The sequence below is a fragment of the Halobacterium hubeiense genome, assembly GCF_001488575.1.
In the GTDB taxonomy this organism is placed as follows: Archaea; Halobacteriota; Halobacteria; order Halobacteriales; family Halobacteriaceae; genus Halobacterium; species Halobacterium hubeiense.
Genome location: NZ_LN831302.1, coordinates 421,140 through 441,357 on the forward strand (window position 1 = coordinate 421,140; position 20,218 = coordinate 441,357).

22 protein-coding genes are annotated in these 20,218 nt (G+C 69.9%); 11 read left to right on the plus strand and 11 right to left on the minus strand.

The window, feature by feature from the left end; genetic code table 11:
* Nucleotides 1-132: 132 nt before the first annotated feature.
* Nucleotides 133-906, minus strand: a complete 774-nt coding sequence (locus HHUB_RS02080; protein WP_370683878.1) for an MBL fold metallo-hydrolase — start codon at nucleotides 904-906, stop codon at nucleotides 133-135.
* A gap of 37 nt (nucleotides 907-943) precedes the next feature.
* Complete coding sequence (locus HHUB_RS02085) at nucleotides 944-1,213, minus strand: MarR family transcriptional regulator (protein WP_059055767.1); 270 nt, start codon at nucleotides 1,211-1,213, stop codon at nucleotides 944-946.
* Between the two features lie 213 nt (nucleotides 1,214-1,426).
* On the opposite strand from HHUB_RS02085, the gene HHUB_RS02090 reads away from it, so the two are divergent.
* Nucleotides 1,427-2,131 (plus strand): class I SAM-dependent methyltransferase, encoded by a 705-nt coding sequence (locus HHUB_RS02090; protein WP_059055769.1) that lies wholly within the window; start codon nucleotides 1,427-1,429, stop codon nucleotides 2,129-2,131.
* A gap of 89 nt (nucleotides 2,132-2,220) precedes the next feature.
* Nucleotides 2,221-3,141 (plus strand): glycosyltransferase family 2 protein, encoded by a 921-nt coding sequence (locus HHUB_RS02095; RefSeq protein ID WP_059055771.1) that lies wholly within the window; start codon nucleotides 2,221-2,223, stop codon nucleotides 3,139-3,141.
* 181 nt (nucleotides 3,142-3,322) lie between these two features.
* Here the strand turns inward: HHUB_RS02095 and HHUB_RS02100 are convergent, their stop codons facing one another.
* The 3 genes from HHUB_RS02100 to HHUB_RS02110 are packed head-to-tail and all read right to left on the minus strand — an operon-like array spanning nucleotide 3,323 to nucleotide 5,496.
* The gene (locus tag HHUB_RS02100; RefSeq protein WP_059055772.1) at nucleotides 3,323-4,141 is read right to left on the minus strand and encodes an amidohydrolase family protein; all 819 of its coding nucleotides are present in this window, start codon (nucleotides 4,139-4,141) and stop codon (nucleotides 3,323-3,325) included.
* A gap of 41 nt (nucleotides 4,142-4,182) precedes the next feature.
* Nucleotides 4,183-4,938, minus strand: coding sequence for an SAM hydrolase/SAM-dependent halogenase family protein (locus HHUB_RS02105; RefSeq protein ID WP_059055774.1), 756 nt, complete (start codon nucleotides 4,936-4,938; stop codon nucleotides 4,183-4,185).
* A 30-nt stretch (nucleotides 4,939-4,968) separates the two neighbouring features.
* Nucleotides 4,969-5,496 carry a nicotinamide-nucleotide adenylyltransferase gene (locus HHUB_RS02110; protein WP_059055776.1) on the minus strand — a complete coding sequence of 176 codons (528 nt, stop codon included), beginning with the start codon at nucleotides 5,494-5,496 and terminating at the stop codon, nucleotides 4,969-4,971.
* 206 nt (nucleotides 5,497-5,702) lie between these two features.
* On the opposite strand from HHUB_RS02110, the gene lonB reads away from it, so the two are divergent.
* Nucleotides 5,703-7,775, plus strand: a complete 2,073-nt coding sequence (gene lonB, locus HHUB_RS02115; protein ID WP_059055778.1) for an ATP-dependent protease LonB — start codon at nucleotides 5,703-5,705, stop codon at nucleotides 7,773-7,775.
* Between the two features lie 204 nt (nucleotides 7,776-7,979).
* Nucleotides 7,980-8,645: a CPBP family intramembrane glutamic endopeptidase gene (locus tag HHUB_RS02120; RefSeq protein WP_059055779.1), complete on the plus strand. Its 666-nt coding sequence runs from the start codon at nucleotides 7,980-7,982 to the stop codon at nucleotides 8,643-8,645.
* Here the strand turns inward: HHUB_RS02120 and HHUB_RS02125 are convergent, their stop codons facing one another.
* Complete coding sequence (locus HHUB_RS02125; protein ID WP_059055781.1) at nucleotides 8,646-9,101, minus strand: MGMT family protein; 456 nt, start codon at nucleotides 9,099-9,101, stop codon at nucleotides 8,646-8,648. It abuts the gene before it with no gap.
* A gap of 124 nt (nucleotides 9,102-9,225) precedes the next feature.
* Here HHUB_RS02125 and trpC point away from each other — a divergent pair, with 124 nt between their 5' ends.
* The 4 genes from trpC to HHUB_RS02145 are packed head-to-tail and all read left to right on the plus strand — an operon-like array spanning nucleotide 9,226 to nucleotide 12,931.
* Nucleotides 9,226-9,981, plus strand: coding sequence for an indole-3-glycerol phosphate synthase (trpC, locus tag HHUB_RS02130; RefSeq protein ID WP_059055783.1), 756 nt, complete (start codon nucleotides 9,226-9,228; stop codon nucleotides 9,979-9,981).
* Nucleotides 9,978-11,285 carry a tryptophan synthase subunit beta gene (gene trpB / locus HHUB_RS02135; protein ID WP_059055785.1) on the plus strand — a complete coding sequence of 436 codons (1,308 nt, stop codon included), beginning with the start codon at nucleotides 9,978-9,980 and terminating at the stop codon, nucleotides 11,283-11,285. Before trpC ends, trpB begins: the two co-directional genes overlap by 4 nt.
* Entirely contained in the window at nucleotides 11,282-12,112 is an 831-nt protein-coding gene (trpA, locus tag HHUB_RS02140; RefSeq protein WP_059055787.1) for a tryptophan synthase subunit alpha, read from the plus strand. Before trpB ends, trpA begins: the two co-directional genes overlap by 4 nt.
* A 24-nt stretch (nucleotides 12,113-12,136) precedes the next feature.
* The gene (locus HHUB_RS02145; RefSeq protein ID WP_059055789.1) at nucleotides 12,137-12,931 is read left to right on the plus strand and encodes a 2-amino-3,7-dideoxy-D-threo-hept-6-ulosonate synthase; all 795 of its coding nucleotides are present in this window, start codon (nucleotides 12,137-12,139) and stop codon (nucleotides 12,929-12,931) included.
* A 28-nt stretch (nucleotides 12,932-12,959) separates the two neighbouring features.
* Here HHUB_RS02145 and HHUB_RS02150 read toward each other — a convergent pair whose 3' ends face one another.
* A complete protein-coding gene (locus HHUB_RS02150) occupies nucleotides 12,960-13,259 on the minus strand; it encodes a hypothetical protein (RefSeq protein WP_059055791.1) in 300 nt (99 codons plus the stop codon).
* 112 nt (nucleotides 13,260-13,371) lie between these two features.
* Between HHUB_RS02150 and HHUB_RS02155 the strand changes: the two genes are divergently transcribed.
* A complete protein-coding gene (locus HHUB_RS02155; RefSeq protein WP_059055793.1) occupies nucleotides 13,372-14,538 on the plus strand; it encodes a 3-dehydroquinate synthase II in 1,167 nt (388 codons plus the stop codon).
* Here the strand turns inward: HHUB_RS02155 and HHUB_RS02160 are convergent, their stop codons facing one another.
* From HHUB_RS02160 to HHUB_RS02170, 3 genes are all read right to left on the minus strand, one after another.
* Nucleotides 14,539-15,003 carry a zinc ribbon domain-containing protein gene (locus HHUB_RS02160; protein ID WP_059055795.1) on the minus strand — a complete coding sequence of 155 codons (465 nt, stop codon included), beginning with the start codon at nucleotides 15,001-15,003 and terminating at the stop codon, nucleotides 14,539-14,541. It abuts the gene before it with no gap.
* A 47-nt stretch (nucleotides 15,004-15,050) separates the two neighbouring features.
* Nucleotides 15,051-15,725, minus strand: a complete 675-nt coding sequence (locus HHUB_RS02165; protein ID WP_059055798.1) for a type I 3-dehydroquinate dehydratase — start codon at nucleotides 15,723-15,725, stop codon at nucleotides 15,051-15,053.
* A 141-nt stretch (nucleotides 15,726-15,866) separates the two neighbouring features.
* Complete coding sequence (locus HHUB_RS02170) at nucleotides 15,867-16,820, minus strand: transcription initiation factor IIB (protein WP_059055800.1); 954 nt, start codon at nucleotides 16,818-16,820, stop codon at nucleotides 15,867-15,869.
* Between the two features lie 136 nt (nucleotides 16,821-16,956).
* On the opposite strand from HHUB_RS02170, the gene HHUB_RS02175 reads away from it, so the two are divergent.
* Entirely contained in the window at nucleotides 16,957-17,673 is a 717-nt protein-coding gene (locus tag HHUB_RS02175) for a cobalamin-binding protein (protein WP_059055802.1), read from the plus strand.
* Nucleotides 17,674-17,697: 24 nt separating this feature from the next.
* Entirely contained in the window at nucleotides 17,698-18,198 is a 501-nt protein-coding gene (locus HHUB_RS02180) for a DUF84 family protein (protein ID WP_059055804.1), read from the plus strand.
* Here the strand turns inward: HHUB_RS02180 and HHUB_RS02185 are convergent, their stop codons facing one another.
* Nucleotides 18,199-20,034 (minus strand): flippase-like domain-containing protein, encoded by a 1,836-nt coding sequence (locus HHUB_RS02185; protein ID WP_059055806.1) that lies wholly within the window; start codon nucleotides 20,032-20,034, stop codon nucleotides 18,199-18,201.
* Nucleotides 20,035-20,218: the final 184 nt, after the last annotated feature.

The window sequence follows — 20,218 nt, forward strand, 5'->3', positions numbered from 1 at the left end:
ACACCTCGAAAGCCCCATCCCGCTCGGCGGCTGCGAACCGCGCTGCGCGCGCTCGCTTCGCTCGCGTGCTTGCGGGTTCTCGCTCGCCGACCGGTCGGCCCCTTTCGTCCTCCCTACCGGCTGGTTCGGCGGCTACTGCTCGCCGGCTGGCGGGCGGGCGCGGTCGCCGTCCCACTCGACGTGGCCTTCGACGGCGAGCTTCTGGAGGTGCGCGCGGACGACCTTCGCGGCGAGGCTGCGGGCGTCGCCGAGCGCCTTCTCGTAGGCGGCGTCGAGAATCTCCTCGACGGTCTCGGCGCCGGCTTCGACGGCCGCGCGGACGCTGCGCTCGCGGTCGCGGCGGTGGAAGTACGTCTCGCGGATGCGCTCGCCGGGGTTCTCGATTGGGTCGCCGTGGCCGGGGTAGATGGCGTCGAAGTCGCGCGCGAGCAGGCGGCGCAGGGACGCGAGGTACGTGCGCACGTCGCCGTCGGGCGTGCCGACGAAGACGCTTCCCTCGGCGAACACGAGGTCGCCGGTCACGGCTTCGCCGTCCGCGACGAACGCGACGTGGTCGGGAGCGTGGCCGGGCGTCGCCAGCACGGAGACGCCGGTGTCGGCGATGGCGTCGCCGGGCCGGAACAGCCGGTCGGGTTCGACGCCGGTCGCGTCCGCGAAGCGCTCGGCGAACGACGCGTGCGCCCAGACGGTCGCGTCGGCTTCGTCCGCGTAGTCGGCGACTGCGCCGACGTGGTCGGGGTGCGTGTGCGTGACGGCGACGTGGTTGATGTCGGCCGCGGCGTCGTCGAGGGCGGGCGTGCGAGCGGCGGGGTCGACGAGCAAGCGCTGGTCGTCGCCGAGGACGGCGGCGTTCGTCGCGCCGCCGGGCACCGGCATCTCCACTGGAACGGCGTAGCGCGCTATCACGGGTCGGGAGAGGAGCGCCGCGAGGAAAAGTCGGCGGTTAGTCCTCGAGGAAGTACACCTGCTTGCGGGCGTCCTGGAAGCTGTACCGGGAGCCGACGAGGTCCGCGTCGTCGAGGCGGTTGAGCGCGTACCGGACGGTGCGGTCCGGCAGCAGCGACTCCTCGGCGAGCTGGCCCTGCGAGAGCGGCGCGTCGATTTCGAGGACTTTCGCGACGAGTTTCGCGCTCGGCGGGAGTTCGCGGAGGCGCTCGCGGAACTCTTCGTCGTCCTGAATGAGTGACTGGTGCTCCGTGGCGGACGTGCTCATGGAACTCCCTCACATACTGAGGGAGGTAAAGGTTGTCTACCCGTGGGACTATACACCTTATATCGTATAATGGCGCCGTGGGCGAATCTGCCGCCCACCAGCGCCTCGTCGCCCCGAATCATCGCGGGCGCACGTCGGGTCGCGGCAGCGGCGTTCGTCGCGTGGTTTCCAGTACGGTTTTAACCACCCGCCTCCGAAGTGCAATCGAGAAGCGTGAAGGGACAGGAGTGGTACCAGGCCACGGAGGTCGCCGAGGAGTACGACGAGAAGCGGTTCTCCCGTGGCGGCCGGCTCATCGACCGACGAGAGAAGGAGGCCGTCCTCGACGCGGTGGGGCCGGTCGAAGACCAGCGGGTCCTCGAAATCGCGTGCGGTACCGGCCGGTTCACCGTGATGCTCGCCGAGCGCGGCGCCGACATCACGGGGCTGGACATCTCCGGGCCGATGCTCCAGGAGGGCCGCGAGAAGGCCCAGCGCGCCGGCGTCGAGGACACCATCGAGTTCATGCGCGGCGACGCCGGCCGGCTCCCGTTCCCGGACGACCACTTCGACACCGTGTTCGCGATGCGATTCTTCCACCTCGCGGACACGCCGACGAAGTTCCTCACGGAGATGGCCCGCGTCTCCAAGGACACCGTGTTCTTCGACACGTTCAACCGGTTCAGCACGCGCTCGCTGTACAACTGGCTGCTCCCGATGGGGTCGCGGCTGTACGGCGACAGCGAGGTCCGCCGGCTCGTCGACGAGGCGGGGCTGGACCTCGTGAACGACGAACACGACTTCCTCGTCCCGTACGGGTTCTACCGGAAGGTCCCGGACTGGATTGCCGGTCCCGTGCGGAGCGTCGACACCGCTCTCGGCGCGACGCCCGCCGGCAAGCCGCTGTCGTCGGTCTCCTACTGGCAGACGACCGTCTGACGGAAACCCGCGGCTCGTGTGAGTTCGCGGACGATTTCGCCGGGTTTCGACCCGGGACGTTTTTACCACCGCGCAGACTCGTGTAGGCTATGGACCTCTCGGTAGTGGTGCCCACGCTCAACGGCCGCGACGTGCTCGCTGCGTCGCTGGACGCGCTCGCGGCCCACGCACCCGACGCCGAGGTAATCGTGGTCAACGGCCCGTCCGTTGACGGGACGTCCGGGATGGTGCGCGACCACGATGCAGTCGACCTCCTTCTGGAAGTCTCCGAGCGGAACCTCAACGCCTCGCGGAACGCCGGCATCGCCGCCGCGGACGGCGACGTCGTCGCGTTCGTCGGGCAGGACTCCCAGATTCGCGAGGGCTGGGTGGCCGCCGTCGAGGCGGCGCTCGACGACGGCGCCGACGCGGTGACCGGTCCCGTCCACCGCCGCGTCGAGGGCGGGGTCACCACCGAGTCCGTCGAGACCGCGTCGGTCGCGGGCCGCCACGTCACGTTCTTCGACGGCGGCAACGTCGCGTTCGTCCGCGACGCGCTCGACGCGCTCGACGGCTTCGACGAGTACCTCCAGACGGGCGCCGCGCGGGACGCCGCCCACCGGCTCGCGGGCATGGACCGCGAGGTGGTGTGGGGCGCGGACGCGGTCGTGCTGCGCGAGGCGAAAGACGACATCCGCCACCGGCTCCCGGAGGACGCCGAGGAGTCCGCGTGGGGGCTGAAGTACCGGTCGCTGGCGTACCGGCTCGTGAAGAACTACGGGTTCGGCGCGCGCATCGCCGCCCGAATCGTGAAGTACGCGGTCGGGGACGCGTTCTCCGTGGGCGGCGACGTACTCCGCGGCGACGCGAAGCTCTCGGAGTGGGCGGCCGCCGGCAGCGCCGTCGTGCCGAACGTCTGGACCGGCAGTCAGGACGGGATGTCAGCGCGGATGGCCGACCGAACTTCTCGACGCAACCCGAACGGCGTCTCCGCGCGCATGGACCGCACGATGGTCCGCCACGACTGCTGACCGCGCCGCCGCTGTGCGCGCTACCGGTGGACCAGTTCTGCGAGGAACGACCCGAGGTTGACGACGGTGTACGCGCCGTACAGCATCACGCCGACGGAGACGGCGAGTATCACCAGCCACTCTAACTGTCCGTTCACGACTGCTGACACTCCCGCCGGCGGAATAGGTCTTCTGTCGGTTCTCACTCCCGGTCGAGGCCGGGGACGACCCGCACGGCGTTCTTCCCGAACACCTTCCGCATCGCGTCCTCGGTGACGTCCAGCGTCAGAATCTCCATGACGGCGACGTTCGGGTGGGTGGCGGGCGCGCCGCTCCCGAAGACGACGCGGTCGGGGTGTTCGACGATGGCGTGTTCGAGGAGTTCGCGGTACCGGACCGCCGCGGTGTCCAGATAGAGGTCCTCGTAGGAGTCGAGCAGCGAGACGGCCTCGTGCATCAGCTCGCGGTCGAGCGGGTGGCCGCCGAAGTGCGCGAGCACGACGGGGAACTCGCGGTCGAGCAGCGTGTCCTCCAGGGTGCTCGGCGGGAAGCCCTCGCCGCCGTGGACGAGCACCGGGAGGCCAACGTCGTCGAGCACGTCGAGGACGTCCGGCTCGGGGAGGCCGTCGCGGGTCGGGGCGAGCTTGAAGCCGTGGAAGCGGTCGTCGTAGGCGTACTGTTCGACGTCCTCGGGGGCGGTCTGCCAGTCCGAGCGGTTCGACCGAAGGTTCTTCAGCCGCGAGGCGGCGCCGTCCCCCGGGTCGCGGGGGCCGTCGATGCGCGCGAACGCGATGAACGGCCGCTGGACGGCCTGCCGGGCGACCGCGTTGTTCGCGCGGAGGTAGCCCTGTTCGCCCTTCCGCGGCCCGGGGAAGACCACCGAGCGGACGACGCCGGCCTGGTGCATCTCGCGTTCGAGGTCCTCGCCGTCGATAGTGCGGCCCCGGACTGGGCGCCCCGGGCCGGCGTGGAGCCGCGCGTGCAGGTCCACAATCCGGAACCCGTGCTCCAGTTCGAGCATACGCGTAGGTCGCCGGCCGGGTATTTCGGTGTGACGGTGCCCTACAGGGAGAGTTCGACGGGGCTTCCGGGGTCGACGCCGAACGCGTCGTCGCCGCGCCCGCGGTTCACGGCGAGTTCGACGTTCCCGTGGCTACCGACGGTCACGACGCGCTCGCCGGGGTCGACGTGCGCGTACGAGGGCTCGACCCGCACGCGGTCGCGGTTCACGCGCACGGAGTCACCGAAGCGGTCCTCGACGACGCGCCCCGGGAGATTCGTGATGGCGTTCCCGAAGCCGTCCACGACCAGCACCTCGCCGCGCAGCACGTCGCCCGTGAGGTCCGGGTCGGGGAACTCGACGGTCGCGTAGTCCTCGAGCGGCTCGTAGCCCGGGTAGTCGTCGAATACCTCGACGCCGCGCTCGTGGACGTCCGCGGCGGCGGGCGCGAACACGTCCCGGCCGTGGAACGTCGAACTCGCGGGGTCCTCGACTTCGATTTCGAACACCTCCACGTCCTCGGCGAGCCGTCGCGCCGCGGGAATCGCGACGCCGTTGTCCGGCGCGACGACGGCGTGACGGCCGGCGCGCACGACCACCGCCTTCCGGTCGGTGCCGACGCCCGGGTCGACGACGACGAGGTGGACCGCCGGCGGGAAGTACGGCAGCACCTCGCGCAGCCAGAACGCCGTCGCGCGCACGTCCTGCCGCGGGAAGTCGTGCGCGACGTCCACGAGGCGCGCGTCCGTCGACTGGAGGACCACACCCTTCATCGCCGCCGGGTACGGCGTCCCGAAGTCGGAACTCAGCGTTATCATGTCTCGGGCTTGCGGCGCCGTCGTTGAAAACTACTCGGCGGGGGTGTCGCCCGCGTCCGTGTCGCTGACCTTCTGGATGCGGTCGACGCCGTCTATCTCGTCGATGACGTCCGCGACCGGCTTCGGAACGAGCTCGCGCCAGTCGCCGCCCTCCGCCATCCGGCGCCGAATCTCGGTGCCCTCGAGGACGTCGCGCTCGAACATCGGGGACTGGCGGACCTCGATGCCGGCCTCGTCGAACAGCCGAATCACGAGAGGATTGTTCGAGTACGCCACGTCGAAGTTTGGGCTCATCGACTGGACGTGGCTCACCCAGACCGCGTTCCGGTCCAAGTCCTCGATGGGGACGGCGTACGTCACGAGGTCGAAGTCCACCAGCGACTTCGTTATCATCATGATGCGCTCGCCCGCGGTGAACGGGTTCCGGGTGCTGTGGGAGTCGCCGGCGCTCCCGATGCCGACGACGAGCTCGTCGACCTCGGTGGCAATCTGCTCGACGACGCGGTGGTGGCCGTTGTGGTACGGCTGGAAGCGACCGATGTAGAACCCGCGGGTCATTGCCTCAACTCGAAACACCCCGTCAGCGCCCATAAGAATGGCGAGTTCGGCGCCGCCGGCGGGACGGCCGCGCTGGCGCCGCTCGCCGAAACCCTGTTCCCGTGATTGAGGCCTCGAAACCGGGTAATACGGCCGGTTAAGCGTTCCATCGAGGGAGAAAGTATATCAGTCGCCCGTCCGTGTTTTCACGTGTCGAAACCACTTCTATGAGCAACGAATCGACTGACGACGAGCCCCACCACGACGACCCGGACGCCGACGCCCCCGAGGAGGGCGAGGAGTCGGCGCCCGAGCCTGCCGAGCCCCTCGACGAGCTTGACGACCTCGGCAGCGAGGTCGGCGTGGAAGGCGACGTCTCGATCAACGAGGACGACGCCGAGGACGACCTGCTTGGCGGCCTCGAAATCCCGGACACCTCCGCCATCGAGGTGCCCGACCGGCTGGTCGACCAGGTCATCGGTCAGTCCGAGGCCCGCGACATCATCATGCGGGCGGCCAAACAGCACCGCCACGTGATGATGATCGGCTCCCCGGGGACGGGGAAGTCGATGCTCGCGAAGGCGATGAGCCACCTCCTCCCGAAGGAGAACCTCCAGGACGTTCTCGTCTACAACAACCCGGACGACTCCAACGAGCCGAAAGTCCGGACCGTCCCCGCCGGGAAGGGCGAACAGATCGTCGAAGCCCACCAGGAGGAAGCCCGCAAGCGCAACCAGATGCGGTCGTTCCTCATGTGGATCATCATCCTGCTCGTCGTGGGCTATGCGCTGTTCATGGCCCACAACGTCCTGCTGGGCGTGCTCGCGGCCGGCGTCATCTATCTGGCGTTCCGCTACACCGACCGCGGCGGCGACGCGATGGTGCCGAAGCTCCTCATCAACAACGCCGACAGCCAGACCGCGCCCTTCGAGGACGCCACCGGCGCCCACGCCGGCGCGCTGCTCGGCGACGTCCGCCACGACCCGTTCCAGTCCGGCGGCATGGGGACGCCGAGCCACGAGCGCGTCGAGGCCGGCGCCATCCAGAAGTCCCACAAGGGCGTGCTGTTCGTCGACGAGATCAACACGCTCGACGTCCGCAGCCAGCAGAAGCTCATGACGGCGATTCAGGAGGGCGAGTTCTCCATCACCGGTCAGTCCGAACGCAGTTCGGGCGCGATGGTGCAGACTGAGCCCGTGCCGTGTGACTTCATCATGGTCGCGGCCGGGAACATGGACGCGATGGAGAACATGCACCCCGCGCTGCGCTCCCGGATTCGGGGGTACGGCTACGAGGTGTACATGGACGACACCATCGAGGACACCCCGGAGATGCGCCGGAAGTACGCGCGCTTCGTCGCCCAGGAGGTCGAGAAGGACGGCCAGCTCCCGCACTTCGACGACGACGCGGTCCGGGAGCTCATCCTCGAGGCGAAGCGCCGCGCCGGCCGCAAGGACCACCTCACGCTCGAACTGCGTGACCTCGGTGGGCTCGTGCGGGTCGCCGGCGACATCGCGCGGTCGAAGGGCAACGAGCTCACGACCCGCGACGACGTCCTGCAGGCGAAGAAGCGCTCGCGGTCCATCGAACAGCAGTTCGTGGACAACTACATCGAGCGCCGCAAGGACTACGAGCTGGGCACCTCCGAGCAGGAGGCCGTCGGCCGCGTGAACGGCCTCGCGGTCATGGGCGGCGACTCCGGCATCATGCTGCCCGTGATGGCCGAGATTACGCCCGCCCAGAGCCAGGAGGAGGGCCGCATCTACGCGACCGGCCAGCTCAAGGAGATGGCCGAGGAGGCCGTCGAGAACGTCTCCGCCATCATCAAGAAGTTCAGCGACGAGAACATGTCCGAGAAGGACGTGCACATCCAGTTCGTCCAGACCGGCGAGGGCGGCGTCGACGGCGACTCCGCCTCCATCACGGTCGCGACGGCGGTCATCAGCGCGCTCGAAGACATCCCCGTCGCGCAGGACCTCGCGATGACCGGGAGCCTCTCGGTCCGCGGGGACGTGCTGCCGGTCGGCGGCGTCACGCACAAGATCGAGGCCGCCGCGAAGGCCGGCTGCAAGCGCGTCATCATTCCGAAGGCCAACGAGCAGGACGTGATGATCGAGGACGAGTACCGGGAGCAGATCGAGATCATCCCGGTCTCGCACATCAGCGAAGTCCTCGACGTCGCGCTCGTCGGCGAACCCGAGAAGGACTCGCTGGTCGCCCGCCTCAAGTCCATCACCGGCAAGGCCCTCGAAGGCCAGACGGAGTCCGGTACGACCGGCGGCTCGCCCAGTCCGCAATAGGACCTTTTTGCTGCACTCGTTCGGGCGTTAACGCGCCCTCACTCGCTGGCAAAAAGCTACGCTAAAAAGCCTCGCGGCTCCAGTCGCGCACCTTCGGTGCGCGGTAGTCGCCGCTCGCCCCGCTCGCTCACTCCGTTCGCTCGCGGTGGGTGTTCTCGCTGCTGACCGCCACTTTTCTACGCGCGTCCCGCGTGCGCCGACGTGATGGCGTACTGGGTCGCGTTCGCGGCGTTCGTACTGCTTGTGACGGCCGGTCTCGTCGCGCTCACGCGAGCGTCTGCGGGCGTCGTCGGCGAGGGGACCGACGACCTCGCGGCGGGCGAGTTGCTGCTGCAGACGACGCTCTCGCAGGCTGTCGTCGGCGCGTTGCTGGTCGCGGCGCTGTGGGTGGCGCGGATTCCCCTCGACGCGCTGGGCGTCGCCGTCTCCGCCGAACTCGTCGCAATCGGCGTGGTCGTGGGGCTCGTGCTCGCGCTCGGGAACGAGGCCGCGATGCGCGTGCTCGACTCGGCGGGACTGGGCTACGACGAGGCGCTCCGGGAGACGCTGACGCCCGAGGAGACCCGCGGCTGGCTGATTCTGTGCTGTGTCGCGCTACCCGTCGTCGCGGGCTTCGAGGAGCTGTTGTTCCGCGGGATTCTCGTCGGCGCGCTCTCCGCTGGCTTCGGCGTGTCGCCGTGGGTGCTGGCGGCCGCGTCGAGCGTCGTGTTCGGGGCGGCGCACACCGCGCAGGGCGCGACCGGCGTCGTCGTCACGACGCTACTGGGGTTCGCGCTCGCTGCGGCGTACGTCCTCACGGGGAGCCTGCTGGTGGTGTTCGTCGCGCACTACGTCGTGAACGCCGCGGAGTTCGCGGCACACGCCCGGTAGTCAGGACTCCAGCGCGCGCAGGCGGTCCGCGACTTCCGGGGGTGCGCCGCTGGGGCCGTCGCGGACGCGGTGGTCGGGGACGAACAGCGGGACGGGGTTGCTCGCGAGCGCTTCGCGGGCGGTCTCGCGGGCGTCGCTGTCCTCGGGGTCCGTGTCGGGCACCATCGAGAGGACGCGCTTGACCGTGACGCGCTCGCCGTACGGAATGTTGCGGACGGCTTCGAGGACCTCGCGCTGCTTGGTTGGCACCGTCAGACCGACCTCGACGTCGTCGAAGTCGTCCTCAGCGCCGTCGAAGTACGCGTCCACGCGGTCGAGCAGCGGGTGCTCTGTGTCGGCGTCAGCGGGCGCGCTCTCGGGGAAGGAGACGCTGATGACGCGGTCGCCCGCGACGCCGAGCTGGACGGCTCTGTCGAGATACGACGACTCGCGCGCGTAGATGCCGGCCGCAGCCATGTGTCCACGCAGGGGCGACACGGCCTTGTACGTTCGGCCACCGGTGAGTCGAGCGGTCTCCGGGCGCCCGGACGGCCCCACCGACGCAAGGCTTATGTGCAAACTAGTGCATTAATGCACAATAATGGACGAAAGTGACGGGCTCGCGCCGGCGGTGCAGTCCATCCTCGACGCGGCCCGCGAGCGAGAACCGGCCGGCGGCCGGGTGTCGGTGTCCCCGCGGTTGCTGCCGGACGCGCTCGCGGCCGCCGAGGCGGACGGCCGCGCGCCCACGATTGCGGAAGTGAAACCGACCAGCCCCACCACGGAGGGCGAGCGCGAGGACGACCCGGTCGCGCTCGCCGAGCAGATGGTCGCGGGCGGCGCGGCCGCGCTCTCCGTGCTCACCGAGCCCGAGCACTTCGGCGGCAGCCCCGCGAACCTCCGCGAGATTCGGGACGCCGTGGACGTGCCCGTGCTCCGGAAGGACTTCCTGCTGCGGGAAGCCCAGTTGGACGCCGTGGAGGCCGACGTGGTCCTGCTCATCGCGCGCTTCCTCGGCGACGACCTCGAACCGATGCTCGACGCCGCACGCGAGCGCGGCTTTCAGGCGCTCGTGGAGGTTCACGACCGCACGGAACTCGACCGCGCGGTCGAAGCGGGCGCGGACGTCATCGGCGTGAACAACCGCGACCTCGCCAAACTGGAGGTGGACCTCTCGACGTTCGAGGACGTGGCGCCCCACGTCCCCGAGGACGTGACGCTGATTGCGGAGAGCGGCGTGAGCACGCCTGCGGACGTCCGGCGGATGCGAGCGGCGGGCGCGGACGGCCTGCTCGTCGGAAGCGCCATCATGGACGGCGACGTAACCGAGAACACACGCACACTGGTGAACGCATGAGTGGAAATCAGGAGTCGACGACGGGCGCACAGTCGGGGACGCGGGCCGGGAAGTTCGGCGACTACGGCGGCCAGTACGTCCCCGAAGTGTTGATGCCGGCGGTTGAGGAGCTGGCGGACGCCTACCAGCGCTACGTCCTCGAGAACGAGGACGGCTTCGTGGACGACTTCCGCCAGCGCATCCGGGAGTTCGGCGGGCGACCCACCCCCCTCTCGCACGCCGAGAACCTCTCGGAGCGCTACGGCTTCGACGTCTACCTCAAGCGCGAGGACCTGCTGCACGGCGGCGCGCACAAGCTCAACAACGCGCTCGGGCAGGTGTTGCTCGCGAAGTACATGGGCAAGGAGCGCATCGTCGCCGAGACCGGCGCCGGCCAGCACGGCACCGCGACCGCGATGGCCTGTGCGTACCTCGACATGCCCTGCGAGATTTACATGGGCCGCACGGACGTCAACCGCCAGCGGCCGAACGTCTTCCGGATGCGCATCCACGATGCCGAGGTCAACCCCGTTGACGTCGGGTCGGGCACGCTCAAGGAGGCAATCAACGAGACGATGCGGGACTGGGCGACGAACGTCGAGGACACCCACTACGTCATCGGCTCCGTGGTGGGGCCCCACCCGTTCCCGGCGATGGTCCGGGATTTCCAGTCGGTCATCAGCGAGGAGATGCGCGAGCAGTCCCGCGAGAAACTCGGCGGCCTCCCGGAGGCGGTCATCGCGTGCGCGGGCGGCGGGTCGAACACGATGGGCGCGTTCTCCGCGTTCGTCGGCAGCGCAGAACTCCCGGGTGCGCCCGAGGGGACGCACGAGCCCGCGCCGGACGTGGACCTGCTCGCCGTCGAGGCCGGCGGCTCCAGCCTCGGCGTGGACAAGGCGGAGGGGTACGCGCCGAACTCCGCGAGCCTCTCGACGGGGACGGAGGGCGTCCTCCACGGCGCGCGCACGAAGCTCCTCCAGACGGAGGAGGGCCAAATCGTCGAGTCCCACTCCGTGAGCGCGGGGCTGGACTACGCGGGCGTCGGCCCGGAGCTGGCGCACCTCGTGGACGAGGGCCGCATCGAGCCCGTGAACGTCGACGACGACGCCGCGCTCGAAGCGTTCCACCGGCTCTCCCGCGAGGAGGGCATCATCCCCGCGCTCGAATCGAGTCACGCCGTCGCCTACTTAGAGGAGTACGAAGGTGACGGCCCCGTGGTGGTGAACGTCTCCGGGCGCGGCGACAAGGACCTCGACACGGTCATCGAGGAGTCCACCGCGCGCGACGTCGCCGGCGCGCCCACGATGGAGGTGTTCGAGGAGTGACCCGCAGCGAGATTCGCGACGCGTTCGCCGACGAACCCGCGCTCGTCTCCTACGTCGCCGCCGGCGACCCGAGCGCGGAAGCCACGAAGGAGTACGTGCAGGCGCTCGTGGACGGCGGCACGGACGTCGTGGAACTCGGCCTGCCGTTCTCGGAGCCTGTCGCGGAGGGCACCACGATTCAGAACGCCATCAAGCGCGCGCTCGACGCCGGGATGACGCCGGACGCCTACCTCGACCTCGTGCGCGAGCTGGACGTCGAGGTGCCGGTCGTCTGCATGACGTACTACAACCTCATCTACCAGTACGGTAGCGAGCCCGGCCCCGAGGAGTTCGTCGAAGCGGCCGCGGACGCGGGTATCTCCGGGTTCGTCGTCCCCGACCTCCCCGTGAACGAGTCCGAGGCGATGTACGAGGCGTGCCGCGAGCACGGTCTCGACCTGATTTTCATCGTGGCGCCGACGACGACGCCCGAGCGCCTCGAATCGATGCTCGACCGCACCACCGGGTTCGTCTACGTGCAGGGGCGCCTCGGCACGACGGGCGCCCGCGACGAGGTGAGCGCGGACACGCCCGAGGCGCTCGAACGCCTGCAGGACGCCGACGTCCCGAAGGCCGTCGGGTTCGGCATCTCGTCGGGCGAGCAGGCCCGCGAGGTCGTCGCCAGCGGCGCCGACGGCGTCATCGTCGGGAGCGCGTACGTGGACATCATCGCCGAGGGCGTCGAGGACGACCTCTCCACGGCGGAGGTGGCCGACCGCCTCGAAGCGCTCGCCGCGGAACTCAAAGCGGGGGCGCGGAAGGGCCTGCCCGAACCGGAACGCAAATAGCCGACCGTTTGCTACTCACTACCAATGACACCAGGGAAGACAGCGCGACTCGACCGCATCGGCCGGGATGGCCGATTCGTCACCATCCCGATGGACCACGGAATCACACTCGGCGCGGTAGACGGCCTCGTCGACATCGAATCCACCATCGACGACGTCACGAGCAGCGGCGCCGACGCCGTCCTCACCCAGAAGGGCATCGCGCCCCGCGTCCACGAGAACAACAACGACGCCGGCTACATCGTCCACCTCAACGCATCCACGTCTATCGGCCCCGACTCCAACGACAAGCGCATGACCGGCACCGTCGAGGAAGCGGTGCGGGCGGGCGCCGACGCCGTCTCCTTCCACATCAACGTCGGTAGCGACCACGAACCCGACCAGATTACGCAGCTCGCGGAAGTCGTCGACGACGCCCACGACCTCGGGATGCCCGTGCTCGCGATGGCGTACGCCCGCGGCCCGGGCGTCGACGAGCACGACGCCGAGAGCCTCGGGCACGCCGTCCGGCTCGCGGAGGAACTCGGCGCGGACCTCGTGAAGACCGCCTACTCGGGGAGCCGCGAGAGCTTCGAGCGCGTCGTCGAGTCCACGAGCAAACCGGTCATCATCGCCGGCGGCAGCCCCGACGGCGACCGCGAGACCCTCCAGGACGTCCGCGACGCGATAGACGCCGGCGCCGCCGGCGTCTCCACTGGTCGCACTGTCTTCCAGCACGACGACCCCGGCGCGATGACCGCCGCCATCGCCGCCGTGGTCCACGAGGACGCCACGCCCGACGAGGCGCTCCGCGAGGCCGGCCTCCCCATCGAAGCCTGATAGCTCGTCGCTCTCGTTCTCCTCGCGTTCAGATATCGGCGTACGCGACCTGCCACGCCGCCGGGAGGGCGTCGAGGGCGCTCCGGAACTCCGTGGTGGCGAGCCCGTAGAACTTCTCGCGGCCGACCGCCGTCCGCACGCGCACGACGACCGTGTGGTCGGTCGCCTCGAAGGCGGTCAGCGAGCCGCCGCCCGCGCGTTCCAGGTGCGCGCACTCGGGCTTCCGGTCGACGAGTTCGCTCCCGAGGTCCCAGCTGAGCGATTCCGCGGCGTCCAGCGGGAACGGGACGCGCTCGCTCATGAAGCGGCCCTGTCCACTCGTTGCCATACCACGACCTCCGTAGTTCAGCAGTATAAATCGTGTCATATCGGCACACGCGCCGCCAGCAAGTACGGGGCGCTCCGGTACGCTTTAGGCCGCACCACGTCTCCATCCGGCAATGACACGGTCCGTCTGGCTGAAAGCCGACGACGCGGTCGGAGACTGGGAGACGCGCAAGCGACGCATCACGGCCGGCCTCGAAGCCGGCGTCGACTGGGTGCTCGTCGACGCCGCGGACGTCGAGCGCGTCCGCGAACTCGGGTCGGTGAACGTCGCGGCGTTCCGCACGGACGACGGCGACGTCATCGAGGAAGCCGACAGCGAGGCGGCCGCCGAGCCGGACGCGTACGTCGTCGGGAAGGACGGCGAAGGCGACGGCACGGTCGACCTGCCGGAGGACTTCTCGGGGAGCGCGGACCTCTCGGCGGTCCGCCGCGGGAACGCCGACGCCGCCTACGTCCGCATCCTCGACGAGCGCTACGAGGCGTTCGCCGAGGAGGCCGCACAGGACGCCGAGCACACCATCGTCGTCGGCGAGGACTGGACCATCATCCCGCTGGAGAACCTCATCGCGCGCATCGGCGAGGAGACCACGCTCGTCGCGGGCGTCGAGTCCGCCGCCGAGGCCGAGACCGCCTTCGAGACGCTGGACATCGGCGCCGACGCCGTACTGCTGGACAGCGGCGACCCCGACGAGATTCGCCGCACCGTGCAGGCGCGGGACGCCGCCGAGCGCGAGCGCCTCGACCTCGCGTGGGTCACCGTCACAGAAGTTGAAGAGGCCGGGAGCGCGGACCGCGTCTGCGTCGACACGGGCAGCCTGATGGACGACGACGAGGGGATGCTCGTCGGCTCCATGAGCCGCGGGCTGTTCTTCGTGCACGCCGAGACCGCCGAGTCGCCGTACGTCGCCTCGCGGCCGTTCCGCGTGAACGCCGGCGCCGTCCACGCCTACGTGCGGACGCCCGACGGCGGCACGAAGTACCTCGCAGAGCTCTCTAGTGGCGACGAGGTGCAGGTCGTCGACCGCGAGGGCCACACGCGGACCGCGGTGGTCGGGCGCGCGAAAATCGAGAAGCGGCCGATGTTCCGCGTCGAGGCCGAGACCGAGTCCGGCGACCGCATCGAGACGCTGCTCCAGAACGCCGAGACCATCAAGGTCTCCACGCGCGAGGGCCGCACCGCCGTCACGGACCTCGACGAGGGCGACGAGATCCTGGCCTACCTCGAAGAGGGCGGCCGCCACTTCGGCGAAGCCATCGACGAGCGCATCATCGAACAGTAGTCACGCGGAGTCGGCGTCGTCGGGGGCGTCGAACCGCGTCGTACACCACGGACAGAAGTCGAGGTCGCTGTCGAGTTCTTTGCCGCACTCCGGACACTCGGCCGGTTCGCCGTCAGCGTCCGCGCCGGTGGCTGCGCCGACGTTGCCGGGCGTCGGCACGCGCTCGGCGACGGCGCTCGCCGTGTCTCGCACCGCGACGAGGTACGCGTCGACGACGTTCAGCACGCGAATCACCAGCAGGCTGAGCGTCACTTCTGGTCCGAGGTTCTCGCTGGCTTCCATCAGGCCCGCGAGGCCGTCGGTCTGGAACGCCTGGTACGCCGACTCGGGCACGACCAGCGCCGCCGTCACGAGCGCGAGCAGGAACCACGAGATGGCGCGCACCCAGCGCCGCAGGTAGACGTGTCCGAGGCCGGGGTAGACGAAGCCGAGCACCGCCGCGATGACGCCGCGTCGATTGACCACAGTTACCGGGACTCGGGGCCGCGCGCTCCTAAAGCCACCGAAGCCGGCTACCGGAGGTTGTCCACGAGCGTGCGCAGCGTCGCGGCGTCGTACTGGCCGGGCGCGGTCGCGTTCTCGGGGTCGGCGGGCGCGTACCCGATGCGGGAGCCGTACAGCGGCGCGACCGCGCGCGTGTGCCGGCCCGCCTCCCCCATCGCCATCGTCGCGACGGGCGCGTCCACGGCGTTGAACTCGTGGGTGACGCGCAGCAGATCCAGCGCGTCCCCGCCGTCCTCGGCGGTGACCGCGAGCTTCCCGACGTCCCCCAGCGAGCACGCCTCGCCCAGCAACTCCGCGAGCACGCCCATCTCCGGCGTCCCCTCGAAGTCGTGGACGGAGACGATGGTCGCGGTGTCCTCGGCGCGCGCGGCCGCCAGCGCCTCCGCGCCCTCGCCGTCCGCCTCGGTGAGCGCCGCGAGCTCGACGTCGATGGCGGCCACGAAGTCGGTGCGCGCGGCCTCCGCGAGCGCGTCGATGCGGCCGTCCTCGTCGGCCTCGCCGCCCTCCCACTCCGCGCGGTTCGTCGCGATGACTGGGAGCTCGCCGTCGTAGTCGTCAAGGCCCTCTAGCGGGTCGTCGGCGAGGTCCATCCGGAACTCGACGGCGTCGGCGTGCTCGCGGGCGGCCACCTCGTCGTCGAGGTCGGAGACGGGCGCCGCCAGCACGAACTCCTCGAAGTCCATGGGGTGTCCTGCGTGGGCCGCCTGCAATACGGTTTCGGAGTCCGCAACGACAGGCGGCGTGCGACGGGCCGCCGCCGAGCGCTGCGGCTGTCGGCTCGGAAAACGCGGAAAACGGGACGTCGCGCGTCGCGCGTCGAGCGCTCAGACCGGAATCGTGTCTTCGGCTTCGAGCAGCTCGTGGTAGCGGTTGCGAATCGTGACCTCGGAGATGTCAGCGACCTCCGAGACCTTCGCCTGCGTCGTCTTCTCGTTCGTGAGGAGGGCGGCGGCGTACACCGCGGCGGCCGCCAGTCCCACGGGGCTCTTGCCGGAGTGGACGCCCTTGTCCTTCGCGGTCTTGAGGAGTTCGCGGGCGCGGTGGGCGGACTCGTCCGAGAGTTCCAACGAGGACGCGAACCGCGGGACGTAGCTCTCGGGGTCGGCGGGTGCGACTTCGAGGCCGAGTTCGCGGACGACGTAGCGGTACGTGCGCGCGATCTCGGACTTCTCGACGCGGGAGACGTCCGCGATTTCGTCGAGGCTGCGCGGGACGCCGGCCTGCCGGGCGGCGGCGTACACGCAGGAGGTCGCGACGCCCTCGATGGAGCGGCCGGGCAGCAGGTCGTCTTCGAGCGCGCGGCGGTAGATGACCGACGCAGTCTCCCGGACGTTGTCAGGGAGGCCGAGCGCGGAGGCCATGCGGTCGATTTCGCCGAGCGCCTGCTTCAGGTTGCGCTCCTTGGCGTCGCGCGTGCGGAAGCGCTCGTTCCACTTGCGGAGGCGCTGCATCTTCTGTCGCTGATTGCTGGACAGGGAGTTGCCGTACGCGTCCTTGTCGCGCCAGTCGATGTTCGTCGAGAGCCCCTTGTCGTGCATCGTGTTCGTGGTGGGGGCGCCGACGCGGGATTTCTCGTCTTTCTCTTTGGAGTCGAACGCGCGCCACTCGGGCCCGCGGTCGATGCCGTCCTCCTCGACCACGAGGCCGCAGTCGGCGCAGACCGACTCGCCGTGCTCTTCGTCCTGGACGACGAGACCGCCACACTCCGGGCAGCCGTCGGTCGTCTCTTCTTCGTCCGTGCGCTCCTGCTCTCGGGAGCGCATGCGTGCATCTGTCATTAGCGTGAAATCACCGGAAAACCCGGGTGAGTCGTAGCCAATCGGTTGGTGCAAAACGTACTTAACCGTTGCGCTATTCAGACGAGGGGAGTCGCCGATCGCGTCGGTTTTTACCACGGGGACCGAACCCACGGGTATGCGCGCCGTCTCGCTCGCGCCGAGCGCCACCGCCACCGTCGCCGCCCTCGGCGGTAGCGACCGCCTCGCCGGCGTCACCACGCACTGCGAAGACGTCGATGCTCCCGTCGTCGGCGGCTGGCTGAACCCGGACTTCGACCGAGTCGCCGACCTCGACCCGGACGTCGTTCTCACCAGCGACGCCCTCCAGCGCGAGGTCCGCGACGACCTCCGCGACCGCGGGTTCGACGTCCACCACGTCGAGCCAGCGACGCTCGACGACGTCCTCGCCTCCCTCGCGGAAATCGGCGAGGCTGTCGGTCACCCCGACGCGGGCGCCGAACTGGAAGCACAGAGCCGCGAGCGCGTCCGAGACGTCCGCGAAGCCGCACCCGAGGACGGCCCGGTCGTCTACTGCGAGGAGTGGTCGGACCCGCCGATGGCCGCCGGCAACTGGGTGCCCGACGTGGTCGAAGCCGCGGGCGGCCGCTACCCGTTCGTGGACGCCGGCGAGCGCTCCCGCGAGGTCGAAGCGAGCGCCGTCGAGGTCGCGGACCCCGAGCACGCCGTCGTTCACGTCTGCGGGAAGGGCGACAGCGTCAACCCGGACTTCGCGGGTCGGGGCTGGGAACTGGACGCCGACGTCCACGTCGTCGACGACAGCCTCCTCAACCAACCGAGCCCCCGACTGCTCGACGGCCTCGAAACGCTCGCCGAGAGAATCCGCGGCGACTAAGGCGCGGGCCGTCCGCGTCCCGGTATGCGAGTCGCAGTCGGCTCCGGGAACCCGGTGAAGCGCGACGCGGTCGCGGCCGCGCTCCCGGACGCGACAGTCGAATCGGTCAGCGTCGCCAGCGGCGTCCCCGAACAGCCGTGGGGCGACGACGAGACTATCGAGGGCGCGCGGAACCGCGCCGAACGCGCGCTCGAATCCGGGGACTACGACCTCGGCGTCGGATTAGAGGGTGGCGTAGCAGAGCGGAACGGCGACCTCTTCCTCGTCATGTGGGCGGCCGCCAGCGACGGCGAGCGCGTCGAAATCGGTGCCGGCCCGCGACTGCGTCTCCCGGACGACGTGGCCGCGCGGCTGCACGATGGCGCGGAACTCGGCCCGGTGATGGACGACCTGCTGGACACCTCGGGCGTCGCGGAGAATCAGGGCGCGGCGGGTGTACTGACCGGTGGCATCACGAACCGAACGGAAGCGCTGCGAACGGCGGTCGCCGGCGCGCTCGGGCCGTTCGTCACCGACTACTACTGACTACTCCTCGACGGGGGCGGCGTCCGCGGAGAGGTCCGCCTCGTCGCCCTCGACGGCTTCCGTCAGCGAGACGTTCAGCCACGTCATCGACGCCGCGCCGCCCGCGACCGTCACGACGTTCTTCACGATGTGGTCGACGATGGCGACGCCGAGCGCGAGCCCGAACGAGACGGGCAGCAGCGTCGAGACGATGGCCGCGAACGCCGCTTCGTAGATGCCGATGCCGCCCGGCGGCCCCGGGATGACTTTCGCGAGGTTGCCGACGCTGACGGCGAAGAACCCGACCGCGAGCAGGCTCACGAGCGCCACGTCGAGGCCGAACGCGAGGAAGACGAGCAGGGCGGTAGCGACGTCGATAGTCCAGATGACGATGCTCGTCGCGCCGATGCGCGCGAACGCCCGGCCGTCCGCGGCGACCCGCTGGATGTCGCCGACGAACTGCTCGAAGACGCTCGCGACCAGCTCCGTGTAGGAGTCGTCGCTGGCCCACTCGACGACCCGCCGGACGTAGTTGGTGTCCGAGCGCGCCGACCAGACGATGGCGACGACCGCGGCGACCGCGATCACGCCCACGGCGGAGGCGACGACGACGGCCTGCTGGACGGCCTGCGACTCCTGACCGGCCAGCCCCTCGCCCGCTGCTGTTGCGGCGAGTTCCGCGACCGTGTCGGGCGCGAACGCGGTGAGCGCCACGAGGACGCCGCCCGCCAGCACCGTGATGGTGAGCAGGTCGTAGACGCGCTCGACGGTCAGCGACGCGAACCCCGTCGTGTAGGGGATGCCGCGGCGGGCTTTCACGACGTACGCGCGGATGGCGTCGCCGGCGCGCGCGGGAATCACGAGGTTCCCGGTCTGACTGATGAACACCGCGCCCGTGAGGAACCACGTGCTCTCGCGGTACCCCAGCTCCGCGAGGATGTCGCGGTAGCGCAGGCCGCGCAGCGGCCACGACGTCAGGTAGACGACCGCGCCCGCCGCGACCAGCGCGGGGTCGGCGTCCCCCACCGCGTCCACGAACGCGCCCACGTCGATGTAGACGAACATCAGCGCGAACGCCACCACCGACAGCAGGACGCCGACCACGGTGCCGGTGCGGCGGTTCGCGTACGGGCTCACGTTGAACTCCCAGAAGCAGCGCAGAATCTGACTGCCCATCCCGAAGACGTCCCGCACCAAGTCGACCTTCGAGTCGCCCTTCGGCGTCCACTCCACGGGGAACTCCTCGACGGTGAACCCGCGGCGCTGGGCGCGCACCAGCATCTCCGTGTCCCAGAACCAGTGCTCGTCCTCCACCTCGTCGACGAGGGTCTCGAACGCCTCGCGGCTGAACGCCTTGAAGCCGCACTGGTGGTCGCGCAGCTCCGAGCCCAACAGCCCCCGCACCGCGAGGTTGAACCCCCGCGAGGGGATGCCGCGCTTGGCGGGGCGGTCGGCGTGCTCGCCGGGAATCCACCGCGAGCCCGTGGCGAGGTCGGCGTCCCCGGAGCGCACACTCTCGATTAGCTGTTCGAGGTGGCGCATGTCCGTCGCGAGGTCCGTGTCGAAGTACGCCAGCGTCTCCCCCTCGGCCGCGCGGAACGCGGCGTTCAGCGCGCCGCCGCGGCCCAGGCGCTCGTCGCTGTGGAAGTGGCGGACGCGGTCGTCTTCTGCGGCGAGCCGCGCGGCGATTTCCGGCGTCTCGTCCTCGCAGCCGTCCTCCGCGACGATGACCTCGTAGCTGCCCGCGGGGAGGAAGGCGTCGAGCGTCTCCAGCGTCGTCCGGACCGTCTCCTCGATGGTGTCGGCCTCGTTGTACGCGGGGAGGACGACGCTCACCTCGACGCCCGGCTCTGTCATTGTCCGGAATTTCGGCCGTGACCGGGTAAGAACTTTCTGTCTCGATGCGGCCGCCGGGGCCGTTAACCGCGCCTACCAAAACGCGCGCTCCCGGTGACTACCCGGCACGCCCAGCGCCGTAAAACCGCAGGACTGCGGCCGATTTACCGCGCGTACCAAACCCCTCTTGGGGTGGCCGCGCCAC